This is a genomic window from Desulfosporosinus sp. BICA1-9, from assembly GCF_000802135.1.
Genome location: NZ_JUEE01000179.1, coordinates 1 through 16,051 on the forward strand (window position 1 = coordinate 1; position 16,051 = coordinate 16,051).

The following is a 16,051-nucleotide window of genomic DNA, read 5'->3' on the forward strand; positions in this document are numbered from 1 at the left end:
AGAAATGTAGAAATGTAGAAATGTAGAAATGTAGAAATGTAGAAATGTAGAAATGTAGAAATGTAGAAATGTAGAAATGTAGAAATGTAGAAATGTAGAAATGTTAGAGTGAATAATTTGGGTGATTCTGGAATGTTAATAATTTTGGAGGAGAACCAATGAATGATCTTCAGTCCAAAACGGGCATAGGGTCAAAGAAGATATTTTTGGCAATAATCGTATCCATTACGGCTTCGGCTTCGGCCTTCGACAGGCTATTCATAAGCATTGAATGAGCAGATTGAACAGAACTCCTTCATCAATCTGGAACTTGCTGCAAACTGTGTTAAAGTGTATAGTTTGGAGATAAGGGTGAAGGTGATGAGGTCATCCTGGGTGAGGGGGAGTAGCAGAGACATGGAATTGACAAAAGAGCAACGAGAAAGATACGCGAGACACATTATCTTAAAAGAAGTAGGCCCTCAAGGGCAATTAGAATTGTTAAACTCAAAGGTACTTATAATTGGTACGGGGGGGCTCGGTTCACCGGTTGCTTTGTATCTTGCGGCTGCGGGGATAGGAACAATCGGGTTAGTCGATCCAGATATTGTTGAATTATCCAATCTACAGCGTCAAATCATCCACTCTAATAAAGATATTGGAAGACCTAAAGTCAGATCGGGAAAAGAAACCATCGAAGAGTTGAACTTGGACGTGGATGTTGTCACATATCAAGAATGGGTTAGTTCAGCAAATATAACGGATATTATTAGGGATAGAGACTATGATTTCGTGATCGATGCCACGGATAATTTCTCAGCAAAATTTCTAATCAACGATGCCTGTGTACTTTTACAAAAGCCTTTTTCTCATGGGGGAATCATGCAATTTAGCGGACAGACGATGACCTATGTTCCGGGCCGAGGCCCTTGCTACCGATGTGTATTCTTAAATCCCCCCCCAACTAAAGCATTACCTACTAGTGAAGAGAAAGGCGTACTAGGTGTTATTCCAGGGATCATCGGTAGTATTCAGGCAACAGAGGCTATCAAATATCTACTGGGGATCGGAGAACTCTTAACTGGAAAATTGTTAGTATTTGATGCTTTGGATATGGACTTTAGAAAAATAGAGATCACAACTCGGACAAATTGCCAAGTATGTGGGCAGATGCCGATTCTAAAAAATCTAGTCGATTATGAACCCCATGTTTGATGGAGAAAAGATGATTTCATCGATATGAGAATCTAGTTGTTGTAATTCGTTTTTCAAAACTAGGGCAGTATAAAACTCGTAAAAATGTTATAATTAAGTGCAATTGAAAGTAAAGATTCAATTGCACTTTTTTTAAACTAATCAATGGAGAACATAAGCCCCAATATCAAAGGAATATTATAGATTTTAATGGAGAGTACGGGGTAGACTCCCACGAAAAGCAGGAGTCTCATGATGGGCTGAAGATTTGTTAAATGTTAGGTAATGTTAGGTAAATGATAGAACTGCTAGGATGGGGGTAAAGTGTTGTTTAGAGCTTTCAGTGATGTTTGGAAACTGGAAGATGTAATGATTAAACCAGTGACAACGATCGAATCTGCTGCGAAGTGGCAGGAAATATATGTTAAAATGAAACCTAAACCGGTTGCGTTACTTCAATCGGATAATGCTGAAGCCTGGCAGGTGATATTTCCCTTGAAGGCGGGTCAGGGCCTCGAAGGGACGCTGGTGGGTTTTTCGTTCCCACTTTCAGGGACCTTCCAGGAGTTGATGGACGCTATAAAACTCCATCCGGGGGAAACCGCGGTCCTTCTGGATCAAGGCAAAGTTCCCCAAGGGGTTATAGATCCGTCTATGTTGCCCACTGTAATGTGGGAGGAAATCAGGCGATTGAGCAGTTCAATGTCGATTCTTATGGATACGGTCAATGATGCCGTCACGGTCATCGATCAAACCAATACGGTCATCGGTTGGAATAAAAAAGCGGAAGATCTTTATGGGATTGCTGGGAAAACTATTGTTGGGAAAGATATCCAGAATTTCTTTTCCAGTCTGGTCGTTACCCATGTCATTAATACAGATTTGCCGAAAAAGAAAATGATTCGTGAAAATTATCATCAACCACTTCCCGGAACTCATGTTTTGATCAATGCCTCGTCAATTACCAACGGGGATGAGGTTATAGGCAGCGTCTGTGCAGAAAAAGACATTACGGAAATCGTTCTTTTGCACAATGAACTGTCCAAAGCGAGTTCTGAAGTGCGACAGCTTAAGAAGGAGATCACCAAGATACATCGGCCAGATAGCGCCTTTAGAAAGATTGCCGGACATAGCAAAGGACTTCTGAAAACCGTCAGTCTAGCTCGACGGGTGGCTAATACAAATGCCGCCGTGATGATTCGTGGTGAGAGTGGCACCGGAAAAGAGCTGTTTGCAGAGGCTATTCATGAGGAGAGTTCTCGACATAACCATCCCTTTGTGGTTATTAACTGTGGGGCTATTCCGGTATCCCTTTTTGAAAGCGAGTTATTTGGCTACCAGCCTGGCGCCTTTACCGGGGCCGACCGTCAAGGGAGACAAGGTAAATTTGAAGCCGCTCACAAAGGAACGGTCTTTCTGGATGAAATAGGGGAAATGCCGCTTGAGATGCAGGTAAAGCTTCTCCGAGTCCTCCAGAATAAGTGTTTTTATAGGGTTGGGGGCAATGACCTAGTGGAAGTGGATGTGCGTGTCATAGCTGCTACTCATCGGGACTTAGAACAAATGATTCGCGAAGGTACTTTTCGGAAAGACCTCTATTACCGGATAAATGTCGTAGGCATAGAGATTCCCCCCCTACGCCAGCGTAAAGAGGATATCCTAGATCTGGTTTATCTTTTTATTCGCGAATTTTGTTTGCAACAGGGTCGTGAGCTTGTTCAGATTTCTCCGGAGGTGATGCCATCCCTGCTCAATTATCTCTGGCCGGGAAATGTTCGAGAATTGAGAAATGTGGTGGAACGCATGGTCATTCTCGCTGAGGAGGATTTGATCATGGAGGATCATTTACCAGAAACTATTGGCTTTCAGAAATATATCCATGCGATCTCTGATCCGGATTCTACTCTCACCGACATTACGGATCGTGCAGAACGGGAAATTATCCTCCAAGCCCTGGAAGATTGTAGTGGGGACAAATCTAAAACAGCCAGAAAATTAGGAGTACCGCGCAGCACTTTATACTATAAAATCAAGAAACTCAATTTGTACTAACTCCCCTTTTTATTGAATCCTAGGGAGTTTCTTCAACTCGTTTTTTTGTCAACTTTAGCGGTATACACAAATTGCTGTTCTGGTGAGAGTTTTGCCAGTGCCGTTTTTTCCTGTACGTCAATTCTCGCTGGCCCAGCACCTTATATATCAGGAGGTTATCTATTATGAAGTTTCTCAAAAAGGGACTTATGTTGTTATTATTAACAATAATATTTAATGTTGCTTCCGGACTTCTCGGACTCATAACTGATAACAGCCTAATTGAAGTTTTATTTTCTGCCTCTTTCATTTTAGCTTGGTTTTTCTATGGGTGGCATATCAAGTTAGGATTGGTAAATGGAGTTTTAGTAGGTATAATTGGATCGATAGGTGGCATATTCTTTAGTTTTATTTACATGTCAGGACGGTTTGGAATGTTACCACCGACCTTGGCTTTATGGGGGTATCCATTTTTTTATCTCATTAAGTTCAACAGTTTATATTTTGCAAAACTAATTTTCTATTCCTCAGTAATTGTTTCAGTGTTAGCTGTAGCAATAGGAAGTGAAGTTGGAAGGGTTAGATCCATTAAGAATTAACGGGTGAGGTTCTGTTTGGATAGTAAATAATTAACATTGTAATGAAGAAAATAATATAAGTGTCAAGTATTTAGACATGTGTCGGATAATTGAACAGATTAATAGTTGCCTTTTGACTAATACAGTGACTAATATGAAAAAAATTCTAACTCCCTTTGGGGAGTTTTTTTCGTTACTCATTAGATACAGCTTCTAGTTGGCTAAGTTTAATAGCTTTTGTAAAACGAAATTTCATTAATAAATCTTGCGCATACCCTAAATTTTCCCACTTATTCAACAATCAAACAGGAGATCTTTTCTTTTGACAAGGGCTATTGATTTTTTTGTAGTCACAGCAGTCTTAATAGAAAATTTGGAATGGAAATTGCAACGCTAGTTCTTGGATAGGGCTTTATGGATTACCAACTATGCTGGATAAGAGATAAGATACTTACATAACTGGGGAGAGTGAGTTTTTAATGCGAATCACCGAGCATCCAATTTTAGAATTTCAACGTGGGGAAGAGGTTTCCTTTTCCTTCGACGGGCAGGAACTTAAGGGCTATGAAGGAGAGACCATTGCAGCGGCTTTGCATGCTGTAGGGGTTAGAGTTTTGGGCCACAGCCAAACCATGCACCGTCCGCGAGGTCTGTTTTGTGCCATCGGAAATTGTTCTTCCTGCCTAATGGTTGTTGACGGCGAGCCCAATGTCAGAATCTGTGTGGAAAAACTGAAGTCCGGCATGAGGGTAGAAACTCAGCAAGGAAAGGGGTGCCTAAGGTGAAAGAGATAGAGATCCTCATCATAGGTGGCGGACCAGCCGGTCTGAGTGCCGCCTCCGCGGCTGCTGATTTAGGTGCCAGCGTGCTGCTTTTAGAGCGGGACGATAAACCCGGCGGTCAATTGGTCAAGCAGACCCATAAATTCTTCGGTTCAAAAAAGCAGTATGCTGGTGACCGTGGTTACCAGATTGGCAATTTGCTTATTGAGCAATGTGCAAACAACCCTAAGGTTGAAGTCTGGACCGAGACAACCGCTCTGGGGATTTATGAAGACGGTGTGGTCACCGCTGAAGGACAAGGTAAACACCTTAAAATCAATCCGGAGAAAATTATAGTAGCCACAGGCGCTTCCGAAAAAATGATTGCTTTTCCTAATAATGATTTGCCCGGTATTTATGGGGCAGGAGCTGTTCAAACCCTGATGAATGTGCATGGTATTGTCCCCGGACAACGGGTGCTCATGATCGGTGCCGGCAATATTGGCCTAATAGTCTCTTACCAATTAATGCAGGCAGGGGTAGAAGTCGCTGGGATTATTGAAGCTTCGCCAACCATTGGCGGTTATCTGGTGCATGCTGCCAAGATTCGACGGGCTGGAGTCCCTATTTTAACCTCTCATACTATTACCGAAGCTTACGGTCAGGATAGCGTTGAAGGGGCCATTATCTGTAAGCTCGACGAGAAGTGGCAGCCGATTCCTGGGACTGAACAAGATCTTAAAGTGGATGTCATCTGTCTAGCCGTAGGTTTAAGCCCCCTCACCGAGCTCTGTTTCCAAGCGGACTGCCAGATGAAGTATGTTCCGGAGCTTTCCGGACATGTGCCGATTAGAAATAAATATTTGGAAACGACTCGTCTGGGACTTTATGTCGCAGGGGACGTGAGTGGAGTTGAAGAAGCCAGCTCAGCTATGGTAGAAGGTCGTTTAGCAGGTATTTGCGCTGCCTACAGTCTGGGGCATGGCAAGGATGTGGCGCCGAAGCTTCAAGCGGATGCCTTGGCAGAGTTAAGTGAACTTCGCGCCGGGCCTGCAGGACAAAAGACAGTGAAGGGGATTATGAAACTAATGGACAAGGGGGGAGCGGCATGCTAAACAAGACTGGAGTTCCGACAGCTGAGGACATAAAAACTGTTTCTCCTTCCGAAGAACGACTTATAAAAGGTCCCGTAGCCATCATTGAATGCTTCCAGGAGATTCCGTGCAATCCTTGTACGGAAGCCTGCAAGCAAGGGGCAATTCAGCCCATGGAGGATATAAATAACCTGCCAAAACTAGACTTTAATAACTGTAACGGCTGTGGTGTCTGCCTTAGTCGCTGCCCAGGGCTGGCCATCTTCATCGTGGACGCTTCCTACAGCGATAAAGAAGCCATTGTTAGGATTCCTTATGAATATGCTCCAGTTCCTCAAGTTGGTGAAAAAGTGGTTGGTTTAAATAGGGCTGGTGAAGAACTCGGCAGCTTTGAAGTCCATAAAGTTCAGTCGGGTGGTCAGAAAAATAAGACCTATACTATTTGGTTGGTCGTACCCAAAGATTTGGTTATGGATGTACGAGGTATTCGCTTGGGAGGGGTTAGACATGCAGCTAAAGAAACCATCGTCTGCCGATGTGAGGATATCACCCTAGACGAAGTTAAATCACTAATCAGCCAAGGTTACCGTACCATTGATGAGATTAAACGTGTTATCCGTGCAGGAATGGGTCCTTGCCAGGGCCGTACCTGCCGGATGTTGATTGCCCAGGAACTAGCCAAGGTTTACGGAATTCCTGTAGGAGATGTTTTGATGCCTACCTTCCGTGCACCGGTGAAGCCAGTGAAACTGGGAACCTTTGCGGGGGGTGAGTGAATTGCAAAAAGTAGCTAATGTTGTGATTATCGGGGGCGGGATTATAGGCTGCGCAGTGGCCTATGAACTGGCCGTCCGTGGGGTAAAGGATATTGTGGTCATTGAAAAGCAGTATCTTTCTTCTGGAGCAACAGGTCGGTGTGGTGCAGGAGTTCGCCAACAGTGGGGAACCGAAACCAACGCTATTCTTGCCCGGGACAGTGTGAAACGTTTTGAGGGTATGAACGAAGAACTTGAATATGATATGGATATTGAATTTAAGCAAGGCGGCTACCTGATGGTTTCCCATACGCAAGCCGAATGGAACCAGTATAAAAAGAATGTTGCCGTCCAGCATAGTCTAGGAATTCCGACGAAAATGATTACTCCTCAAGAAGCTCAAGAGATTGTGCCCCATCTAAACCTTAATGGACTAATCGGTGCTACGTTCTGTCATTCGGACGGACATGCCAATCCATTTCATGTGGTGGATGCCTACTATAAAGCAGCCAGTCGGCTGGGAGTTAAATTTGAAACCTATACTTCCGTAACTGGCATAAAAAGGGAAAAAGGTATAGTTACCTCAGTTCAGACTTCTAAAGGGGATATCGCTGCCTCCCTCGTGATAAATGCCAGCGGTTATGCGGCGGGTACAATCTGCAATATGGTCGGTTTTGAACTGCCCCTCTATCCCCAACGCCACCAGGCTTTAGTGACCGAACCGGTTGAACCTTGCCAGGGACCCATGGTTATCTCTCTCCATCATCGTTTATACTGTCAGCAGACCCCACACGGCAGTTTTATAATGGGTGTAGGGGATCCCAATGAACCTAAAGATTTTAACATTAATTCCAGCTGGGAGTTTTTAGAGGATGTTGCTCGTCAGGCAACGACTGTTTTGCCTCTCTTAAAGAACCTACGTGTCGTCCGACAGTGGTCTGGTCTTTATGATATGAGCCCGGATGCTAATCCGATTTTGGATGAGGTTCCAGAGGCCAAAGGGATGTGGGTGGCGGCCGGTTTTAGTGGTCATGGTTTCATGGTTGCACCCCAGACGGCAGTTCTTTTGGTTCAGAAGATTCTCGGGCAAGAGTGTTTTATGCCCATTGAACGATTTGGTTTGGACCGCTTCCGAGCGGGAAACTTGGTACTTGAATCTGCAGTGGTCTAATCATTAAATTGAATCACCGAGCGAAGTGAGTTCGCTAGTCATACGGAGGTGGAAAACTTGAAACTTTTAACAAAGAATGAATCCTTATGCATAGGCTGTGGAGAATGCGAGGAAGTCTGTTCTAAAACCTACTTTAAAGAAACGAATCGAGAAAAATCCTGTATTCAAGTCGAGGATAAGAAGATCACGGTGTGTAACCAATGTGGTGAATGTATGGATATTTGTTCCGTAGCGGCAATTTCTCGAGATAAATATGGCGTCGTGCGAATCAATAAAAAAGTCTGTGTCGGTTGCTTTATGTGTGTCGGTTTCTGCCCGGAGCTTGCCATGAAAATGCAAGGGGATCTGTTGGAACCTTTTAAATGTATTGCTTGTGGCCAGTGTGCTAAAATCTGCCCAACCCATGCGATTTATAGTTCGGAAGAAGCTTAGGGGGAAATAATATGGATCTAGAAAACAATCAAGCGGGCCATAAATTACTAAAAGAATATAACTATGATTTAGGTGCTATCGACAAAGGGTATACCGACCGCACTCTTTATATCAATGTCGGTAACCATGAAATCAAAGAAAAGCCCGTTACCCCTTTGATGAAAGACAAGTTCATTGGCGGTAAGGGCTTTGGGCTCTATTACTTGTGGCAGGCAGTGACTGAATCCACGAAGTGGAATGACCCGGAAAACGAAATCATTATTTCAAGTGGACCGATTGGCGGAATTACTCAATATCCTGGTTCCGGAAAATCACTGGTTGTGACATTATCCCCATTGACCAATATGCCCATCGACAGCAATGCTGGTGGATATTTTGGTCCCTTCCTTAAATTTGTCGGTTTCGATGCCCTCGAACTTCAGGGCAAAGCAGACAAGGATGTCATCATTTTCATTGACGGCAAAAAGGGAACGATCACCCTTGAAGAAGCAGCACCAGGTGGGAACTTGGACACCCATATTCTGGGTGAACAGCTGACTGAAAAGTATGCCGAGAACGAAGAAGACAAACGGAATATCGCCGTGATCTCTACCGGGACGGCTGCCGAGCATACGAATATTGGGCTTTTAAACTTTACCTTCTATGATGTGCGCCGGAAAGGTATCCGTTTAAAGCAAGCCGGCAGAGGCGGCATTGGGACAGTTTTTAGAGACAAACATATCAAGGCCGTGGTTATAAAATGCCCAGGGGTAAAGGGCAACCTAAACCATCCCGTTGACCAGCTTACCTTAAATAAAACGGGTATCAAGCTGCATAAAGAAATTCACGATCTGGATAACTCTCAAAACCGCATGCGTAAAATTGGCACAGCGAATATAATTGAAGTCATGGACCAGTATGATCTTTTGCCGACTCACAATTATAAATTTGGTGCTCACAAGGATACCTTCAAAATATCCTCTGATGTTTTCATCTCCAAAGTAACCCAGAATTCCCCGGATGGCTGCTGGCATGGATGCAGTATGGCCTGTGCTAAAGCCGCTGACCAATTTGAACTGAAAACGGGCCCTTATAAAGGTCAAAAGGTTACCATCGACGGTCCTGAATATGAAAACGCTGCTGGTCTGGGTTCAAACTGTGGTATCTTCGATCCGGATGCCATATTGGAGTTGAACTTTTACTGTGACACCTATGGCATTGATACGATCTCCTATGCTACTCTGACGGCCTTTGTTATGGAATGCTACGAAAACGGAATTCTGAATAAAGAACGAACTGGGGGTTTAGAACTTACCTTTGGCAATACAGAGGCATCCTTTGAACTTATTCACCAGATGTCTAAGGGAGTGGGCTTTGGCAAGATTGCTGGCATGGGAATCCGTAAAATGAAGGCCTTCTTTGCCAAGGAATATGGAGCGGATCCGCAGTTCCTCTTTGACATAGGTATGGAACAAAAGGGCCTCGAATTTTCCGAGTATTTGCCCAAGGAATCTTTAGCGCAACAAGGAGGATACGGCCTGACTAACAAAGGCCCACAGCACGATGAAGCCTGGTTGATCTTCATGGATATGGTAAATAACCAGATTCCAACCTTCGAAGATAAGGCAGAAGCCCTCCACTATTACCCCATGTTTAGAACTTGGTTCGGTTTAAACGGTCTCTGCAAACTGCCCTGGAATGATATTGCACCCGCTGATAACAAGTTAACTGACGAGCCCGCAAAGATACCAGAGCATGTTCAAAATTATGTCGACATATATAACGCGGTTACCGGTAATGCTATTGACAAATATGAACTCATCCGTCAATCTGAGAGGGTCTACAATTTCCAGAGAATTTTCAACATCCGGATGGGTTACGGCAAACGGGTTCATGACAAACTTCCTTACAGAGCTATGGGGCCTGTGACTGTGGAGGAATATGAGTCCAGGCATGAGCGTTATGATAAGCAACTCAACGAGCTTCTGAACTACGATACAACAGGCAAATCGACTGCAGAAAAGATTAAGGTCATGAGAGCGTATCGCGAAAGCCAATATGAAAAGCTCACAGACGCAGTCTACAAACGTCGGGGTTGGACAATGGACGGAGTACCGACGGTCGAAAGACTTCGGGATTTAGGAATGGATTTACCAGAACTCCTAGAAGTCGTTAATAAACATGTGTAGGTGATAACTTGATTAAGTTAAATAACAGGGATTGCGAATGGCAGGAAGAGCTTACGGTGCAAGAACTTTTAAAGCTTAAGACTTATACCTATCCACGGATTATTGTCTATATCAATTCCAAGATTATTTCCCCAGAGGATTATGCTTCGACGATTATCCAGGACGGAGACGAAGTGAAGGCCATCCACCTTATGGCAGGTGGATAGGGAAATGCTTACTTCAGGTGGAGCTAGAGTTTTAACTCCATCTGAAGTTTAGCTTAACTATATTCAAGAATTTAGCCATATCTATTGCTCGACGGCCATGACTCGAACAAGGATGTTAGTAGTTTGAGCGCTGGCCAAGGATGGCCGAGTGTCCCTGTAGCCAAGACTCGAACAAGGACGTTCGAGATTAGAGCACCGCCATGGATGGCAAGGTGCCGTGATGGCGAGAAGGGACCATCGCCATGAATGGCGAGAGCCCTGGCAGCCTAGTCTCCTTGTTTGTAGTGATAACTATTGGATTAACACATTTTGACCTCAATGGCTTTGAAGCTTATTGAGGTCTTTTTGATTACATAGATTCTAATTTCTGGTATAATGAACTAAACTATTTTGCTGATCTTCTGCAGTGACAGATTTAAGAAGACTTGGCGATACCATTTTTCCTTGAACTATGAAAAGCGCAAATGTTAAGGTATAGAGGAAGATGATTTAATTCATTGAGAGTTTTGCTAAAGAACGAGAAAGCAGATATATTATAATAAACGATTGATGGGAGGGTTTTGTGGTGTTTCACCAAGAATTAATTGAAATTGGGCGTAGAGCCAAGCATGCGGCTCGCCTATTGGCTTTTGCTAGTACAGAATCTAAAAATAACGCTCTGCTTGCGATGTCAGAAGCCCTTATAGATAATGAACAAGAGATTCTCAAAGCTAACAGCCTAGATGTTCAAGCAGCAGAAGAGAAAGGCCTTAAGAAAAGTCTTGTCAATCGTTTAAGGCTGACCTCGGCGAGCATTGCGCAAATTAGTCAATCCCTTAAAGACGTGGTTGCTTTAAGAGATCCCGTGGGAGAAGGAGAAGTATGGACCCGTCCAAATGGACTTTGTATCCAGCAGACTCGTGTACCTCTAGGGGTTGTGGCGATGATCTATGAAGCAAGACCTAATGTGACAGTCGATGCGGCTGCCTTGTGTTTGAAATCAGGTAATGTTGTGATCCTGAGGGGGGGATCTGAGGCCTTAGAAAGTAATAAAGTCTTGGCTAGAGTAATTGCAGAAGCTGCTGAAAAGAGTGGCTTGCCGTCCGGAAGTATTCAACTTATTACAGAAACAAATCGGGAATGGGTTCAGCAACTAATGCGTATGAACGATTATGTGGATGTCATTATTCCCAGAGGGGGAGCTGGGCTGATTCAAACCGTGGTGCAGAATGCCACCGTGCCGGTGATTGAAACAGGAACAGGAATGTGCCACGCTTTTATTGATCGAGATGCGGATTACGCAAAGGCCATTCCTATCATCATTAATGCCAAGACACAAAATCCTGGGGTCTGTAATGCCTTGGAAACTATGCTCGTCGATGAAGGGATTGCCGAAGACTTTCTTCCATTGATCGGAGAAGAGCTAAGAAAGCACTATGTTGAACTAAAGGGATGCCCAAAAACCTGCGAAATCTTGCCTTATGCCGTTCCTGCCGCCCCGGAAGATTGGGTGTCAGAACATCTTGACCTTATTTTAAGTGTTAAAGTTGTACCTGACCTTGATGGTGCACTAGATCATATATATCAATACAGTACCAAGCATTCCGAAACCATCCTCACCGAAAACTATTCAAGGGCACAACGGTTTTTGAGAGAAATTGATGCAGCCGCGGTTTATGTGAATGCTTCTACTCGTTTCACAGACGGAGGGCGTTTCGGCTTTGGAGCAGAAATTGGGATTAGTACTCAGAAGTTACATGCCCGAGGGCCAATGGGTCTAAAGGAATTGACCACGATTAAGTATATGGTTTATGGAGATGGACAAATAGTAAAATGACAGATTTTAGGCCGCCATTTGACATGAATAAAGATTGGAAAAAGAATATAATCCTGTTTTTGGCTAGCCAGACCATATCGCTCTTTGGATCATCACTGGTTCAGTATGCGATTATGTGGCATATTACGTTAACGACACAGTCGGGTGTCATGATGACCATTGCCATCATTTGCGGTTTTCTTCCTACCTTACTTCTTTCTCCGTTTGCGGGAGTATGGGCTGACCGTTATAATCGAAAAACCCTTATTATTCTTTCTGATTCTATGATTGCATTAGCAACACTAGTCTTAGCCATATTTTTTCTGATGGGATACGGTTCACTATGGTTGCTCTTTGGGGCGTTTGCCATACGAGCGCTTGGGGCAGCAATTCAAATACCGGCGGTAGGAGCCTTCCTTCCGCAAATTGTACCAGAGGATAAACTTACTAAGGTGAACGCAACAAATGGAAGTATTCAAGCTATGGTTATGCTGGTGTCCCCCATGCTTAGCGGTGCACTGCTAACCATGGCTACTATCGAGACGATTTTCTTTATAGATGTTATTACAGCAGCTATAGCGGTTTCAGTACTATTTTTGTTTTTGCATGTTCCTGTTCATGCGAAAGCTCAAACAAAGCAAACAACGAGCTATTTCAGCGATATGCGTGAAGGTTTTAACTACATAAGAAATCATTCGTATATCAAGAGGTTTTTTCTGTTTTGCGCAGTCTTCTTTTTCTTAGCAGCACCTGCTGCCTTTTTAACGCCCCTACAGGTTGCACGTAGTTTTGGTAACGATGTATGGCGTTTAACGGCCATAGAAATTACCTTTTCAATCGGCATGATGGTAGGCGGCGTCATCATGGCTTCTTGGGGCGGTTTTAAAAATAGAATTCACTCGATGACATTGTCTATGCTTGTTATTGGATCATGTACCTTTGCCCTTGGGGGATCCCAGAGGACTTAATATACTCGCGAATGGTAGTGAATGTTGACTGCCACTTCACGATCGTAAAATACTGGAAGGACTTGTATCGCTTGAAAAGTGGTACAGGTCCTTTGTTATTTCCATAAGGGAAGGGTCCAGTCACAGTTACCAATCGATTGTCCAAAGGAATTTCTAATTAAATTTTAAGAATATTTTAAGGTTTGGACCTACTTTATTTTAAGGACTAAACCCTATAATGCAGTTATGACACTTATCTGCTATAGTATTAGGTGGTCTAATTTTTGATCTGGTTTTTTATGTAAACATGGAGGGATTACGCACATGGCTAAAGGAACCATACTTGTGGTTGATGATGAAAAAGAGATCAGAGATCTAATTGATATTTATCTTAAAAACGAAGGATATCAGGTCTTAAAAGCTTCGGATGGTAGAATGGCCCTGGACCTATTGGAGAAGGAGCAGGTCGACCTGATTGTTTTGGACATCATGAAAAATGAACTTATTACAAATTTCTCTCATGATTTAAGGACCCCTTTAACCTCGATTTTGGGTTATCTAGCCCTGATTAAAGACCGGAAATTTGAAACAGACGAGCAATTTAACGATTACGTCAATATAGTTTATAGCAAATCAGAAAAATTGGGAGGGTTAATCGAAGACTTGTTCGAGTACACCAAGCTGACCAATAAAGGAGTTAAGTTTACGAGAGAAACAGTATCCTTGAACGAGTTACTTGAACAGTTGTTGGAAGAGCATACACTCAGCTTTGAGGAAAATAATCTGGTCATTATCAAGGAAATTCCCCAGGAGAAGGTCTTTGTTGAGATCGATATTGATCAAACAGTCCGTGTTTTTGAGAACCTGCTGCTTAATGCCGTAAAGTATAGCTATAAACCCGGTGAAATTATGGTAAAAATCTTAAGAGAAAATGACGATGTCCTCGTGATTATTCAGAATAAGGGTAAACACATTCCCCAGGCTGAGCTAGCACGATTATTTGATAGGTTTTACCGCGTTGAACAATCTCGGACAGCAGATAAAGGAGGTTCTGGCTTGGGATTGGCAATCGCCAAAGGGATCGTAGAATTGCAAGGTGGTCAGATATGGGCTGAATGTAGTGGGGAAGTTATCCGCTTTATCGTTAAGCTGACTTGAATAAGCCAGCTGATGATCAGCAATAGTTGACCGAGGAAATGCGAATTATTCTATCGTCAGAAAAACGCTCTAACTTCCGTCTATATTGAAGTAGGGAATAATAGCATCACTCAATTTAATGTAGAAGGAGAATTTCATGATCAGAACAACTAAAAGTAAGACCTTGAAATGGATGGCAGCTACACTCGCTTTGTCACTTGTTATGGGGTGTTCCCCCTCAAATTCTCAGAGTGCCAACCCTCCCACGCCAACGGATTCAACATCTCAAACAGCTCCATCGTCTACTGAACCTCAAACCACAGATGTGACGAAAGAGTTATTGTTGAATATGAAGCTATTAGCGGAGCAAGGGAAAGTTATTAACAGTACATTCCCCGTGAAGACAACCGTTCTAGAAGATGTGAAGAGTCAATGGGGGGAGCCGGATAAAACCGAATGGGTCGCAGCTGCCAAAGGAAATTATGCAACCTACTCGAAGCAGGTTATGGTATTTGGCTTTAACAAAGGATCTCAAATTTTTGAGGCTCGATCCTTTGATAAGCAATTACAGAAACTTTCTCTTGCTAAAACCAAAGAAGTATATGGCACTCCGGCTTATGATGTAAAAGTCAATGGCGAAGAAATCATTGGTTATACGGCAGGTCAAGAGTTTAAAATCGAGTTTGTATTCCCACTACCGACCAATAGTAATTCCGATCCTATGATGGATCATTATCTCGTTCTATATCCTAGAGGCACAGTTAACAGTATGGCAGATGATCCAGGTCGGCAATGGTAAGTAGCTTATATGGAGGCATTAACTATGAAACTAATTAAACTAGTTGCTATTTCGTTATTTGGGTTATTAGTGGTTTCCGGATGCAGTCCAGGTAAACCTCAAAATCCAGTGGATACTCAAAATACCAAGCAAGCAGACATTCATGGAACTATCATTAAATTGACGAAGAACGGAGTAGGAGAGATACTTGGAAGTATTTTAGTCGAAGGGGAAAAAGGTTCTAAGCCTTATGACCAGGCATCAATTAAAGTAACCCAAAAGACTAAAATCAGTGAAAAATCGGCTGGCAAGATTGTAAATTCCAACTTTGATGCTTTGCAGGAAAACCTGAGAGTAGAAGTGCGTTTTATTGGACCAGTTGCTGAATCATATCCGGTCCAGGCAACTGCCGATGAGATAACCGTGTTGAAAGATGAACAGGTGGATGTTCGTCCGAGCATAGGAGGAATCCATCTGGGTGACAGTCAAAGTCAGGTAGACGAGATAATGGGGAGAGTCTTTAAAGAGGAACCTTTTGATGAACCTGGTCATTTTCCAGAGCCTTGGAATAGAAGAACCTATGATAAAGGGATTACTGTGATAATCGGAAAAGACTCCGGTCAGGTTCTCGAACTTGAAACCAGCTCGGCACAATTTCATACAAATAGGGGAGTTAAGACGGGTGATATTGCCAAAGAAGTGTTTGATAACTACGGTTCAAGCTATAAACAGTTTGAAAGTCGACACGAAGATGGCAGCCTAATAGGCTTTTACGAACTGGGAGATGGGCAGATCATTATTTTTGACTTGGACAAAGATGATAATTCACTGTTAAACGAAGATGTAAAAATAGATTCCAAAATAGAACTGATTCGAATAACAAAGGCCAGCTTTTTAGACTAGGAAACAGCCTCATCTCACTTCTGAAGTGAGATGAGGCTGTTTATTCCTAAGTAAACCGTTTATCTAACGGTTAACTCCACTAAAACCCCCACTTTTTAGGTGGGAGATAAGTGGATAAGTTC

At 43.1% G+C, this 16,051-nt stretch carries 14 protein-coding genes and 2 pseudogenes; all 16 read left to right on the forward strand.

Annotated elements, in window-relative coordinates; all coding sequences use genetic code 11:
* Positions 1-396 precede the first annotated feature (396 nt).
* The 16 genes and pseudogenes from JL57_RS22495 to JL57_RS35240 all read left to right on the forward strand — a co-directional run bounded on the left by JL57_RS22495 (position 397) and on the right by JL57_RS35240 (position 15,929).
* On the forward strand, positions 397-1,194 hold the full coding sequence (locus JL57_RS22495) for a ThiF family adenylyltransferase (protein WP_034144171.1): 798 nt from the start codon (positions 397-399) through the stop codon (positions 1,192-1,194).
* 303 nt (positions 1,195-1,497) lie between these two features.
* Positions 1,498-3,225, forward strand: a complete 1,728-nt coding sequence (locus JL57_RS22500; RefSeq protein WP_291300430.1) for a sigma-54-dependent Fis family transcriptional regulator — start codon at positions 1,498-1,500, stop codon at positions 3,223-3,225.
* 164 nt (positions 3,226-3,389) lie between these two features.
* Positions 3,390-3,803 (forward strand): hypothetical protein, encoded by a 414-nt coding sequence (locus JL57_RS22505; protein WP_034144172.1) that lies wholly within the window; start codon positions 3,390-3,392, stop codon positions 3,801-3,803.
* A gap of 458 nt (positions 3,804-4,261) precedes the next feature.
* Complete coding sequence (locus tag JL57_RS22510) at positions 4,262-4,567, forward strand: (2Fe-2S)-binding protein (RefSeq protein ID WP_034144173.1); 306 nt, start codon at positions 4,262-4,264, stop codon at positions 4,565-4,567.
* Positions 4,564-5,658 (forward strand): NAD(P)/FAD-dependent oxidoreductase, encoded by a 1,095-nt coding sequence (locus JL57_RS22515; protein ID WP_034144174.1) that lies wholly within the window; start codon positions 4,564-4,566, stop codon positions 5,656-5,658. The genes JL57_RS22510 and JL57_RS22515 overlap by 4 nt, the downstream gene beginning before the upstream one ends.
* A pseudogene (locus JL57_RS22520) lies at positions 5,652-6,149 on the forward strand (4Fe-4S binding protein); the annotation flags it as partial. The gene JL57_RS22515 and the pseudogene JL57_RS22520, both read left to right, overlap by 7 nt.
* Entirely contained in the window at positions 6,129-6,413 is a 285-nt protein-coding gene (locus JL57_RS35235) for a (2Fe-2S)-binding protein (protein ID WP_291300439.1), read from the forward strand. The pseudogene JL57_RS22520 and the gene JL57_RS35235, both read left to right, overlap by 21 nt.
* A 1-nt stretch (position 6,414) precedes the next feature.
* Complete coding sequence (locus JL57_RS22525; RefSeq protein ID WP_034144176.1) at positions 6,415-7,563, forward strand: FAD-binding oxidoreductase; 1,149 nt, start codon at positions 6,415-6,417, stop codon at positions 7,561-7,563.
* Positions 7,564-7,620: 57 nt separating this feature from the next.
* Positions 7,621-7,995 carry a 4Fe-4S binding protein gene (locus JL57_RS22530; protein WP_034144177.1) on the forward strand — a complete coding sequence of 125 codons (375 nt, stop codon included), beginning with the start codon at positions 7,621-7,623 and terminating at the stop codon, positions 7,993-7,995.
* Positions 7,996-8,006: 11 nt separating this feature from the next.
* Positions 8,007-10,163 carry an aldehyde ferredoxin oxidoreductase family protein gene (locus tag JL57_RS22535; protein WP_034144178.1) on the forward strand — a complete coding sequence of 719 codons (2,157 nt, stop codon included), beginning with the start codon at positions 8,007-8,009 and terminating at the stop codon, positions 10,161-10,163.
* An 8-nt stretch (positions 10,164-10,171) separates the two neighbouring features.
* On the forward strand, positions 10,172-10,369 hold the full coding sequence (gene thiS, locus JL57_RS22540) for a sulfur carrier protein ThiS (RefSeq protein WP_034144179.1): 198 nt from the start codon (positions 10,172-10,174) through the stop codon (positions 10,367-10,369).
* Positions 10,370-10,931: 562 nt separating this feature from the next.
* Positions 10,932-12,185: a glutamate-5-semialdehyde dehydrogenase gene (locus tag JL57_RS22545; RefSeq protein WP_034144180.1), complete on the forward strand. Its 1,254-nt coding sequence runs from the start codon at positions 10,932-10,934 to the stop codon at positions 12,183-12,185.
* Between the two features lie 23 nt (positions 12,186-12,208).
* A pseudogene (locus JL57_RS22550) lies at positions 12,209-13,114 on the forward strand (MFS transporter); the annotation flags it as partial.
* 321 nt (positions 13,115-13,435) lie between these two features.
* A complete protein-coding gene (locus JL57_RS22555; protein ID WP_291300432.1) occupies positions 13,436-14,269 on the forward strand; it encodes a cell wall metabolism sensor histidine kinase WalK in 834 nt (277 codons plus the stop codon).
* 136 nt (positions 14,270-14,405) lie between these two features.
* Complete coding sequence (locus tag JL57_RS22560; protein ID WP_045691078.1) at positions 14,406-15,047, forward strand: YjgB family protein; 642 nt, start codon at positions 14,406-14,408, stop codon at positions 15,045-15,047.
* A gap of 24 nt (positions 15,048-15,071) precedes the next feature.
* Positions 15,072-15,929, forward strand: a complete 858-nt coding sequence (locus JL57_RS35240) for a DUF3221 domain-containing protein (protein ID WP_291300433.1) — start codon at positions 15,072-15,074, stop codon at positions 15,927-15,929.
* The last annotated feature ends 122 nt before the right edge of the window (positions 15,930-16,051 follow it).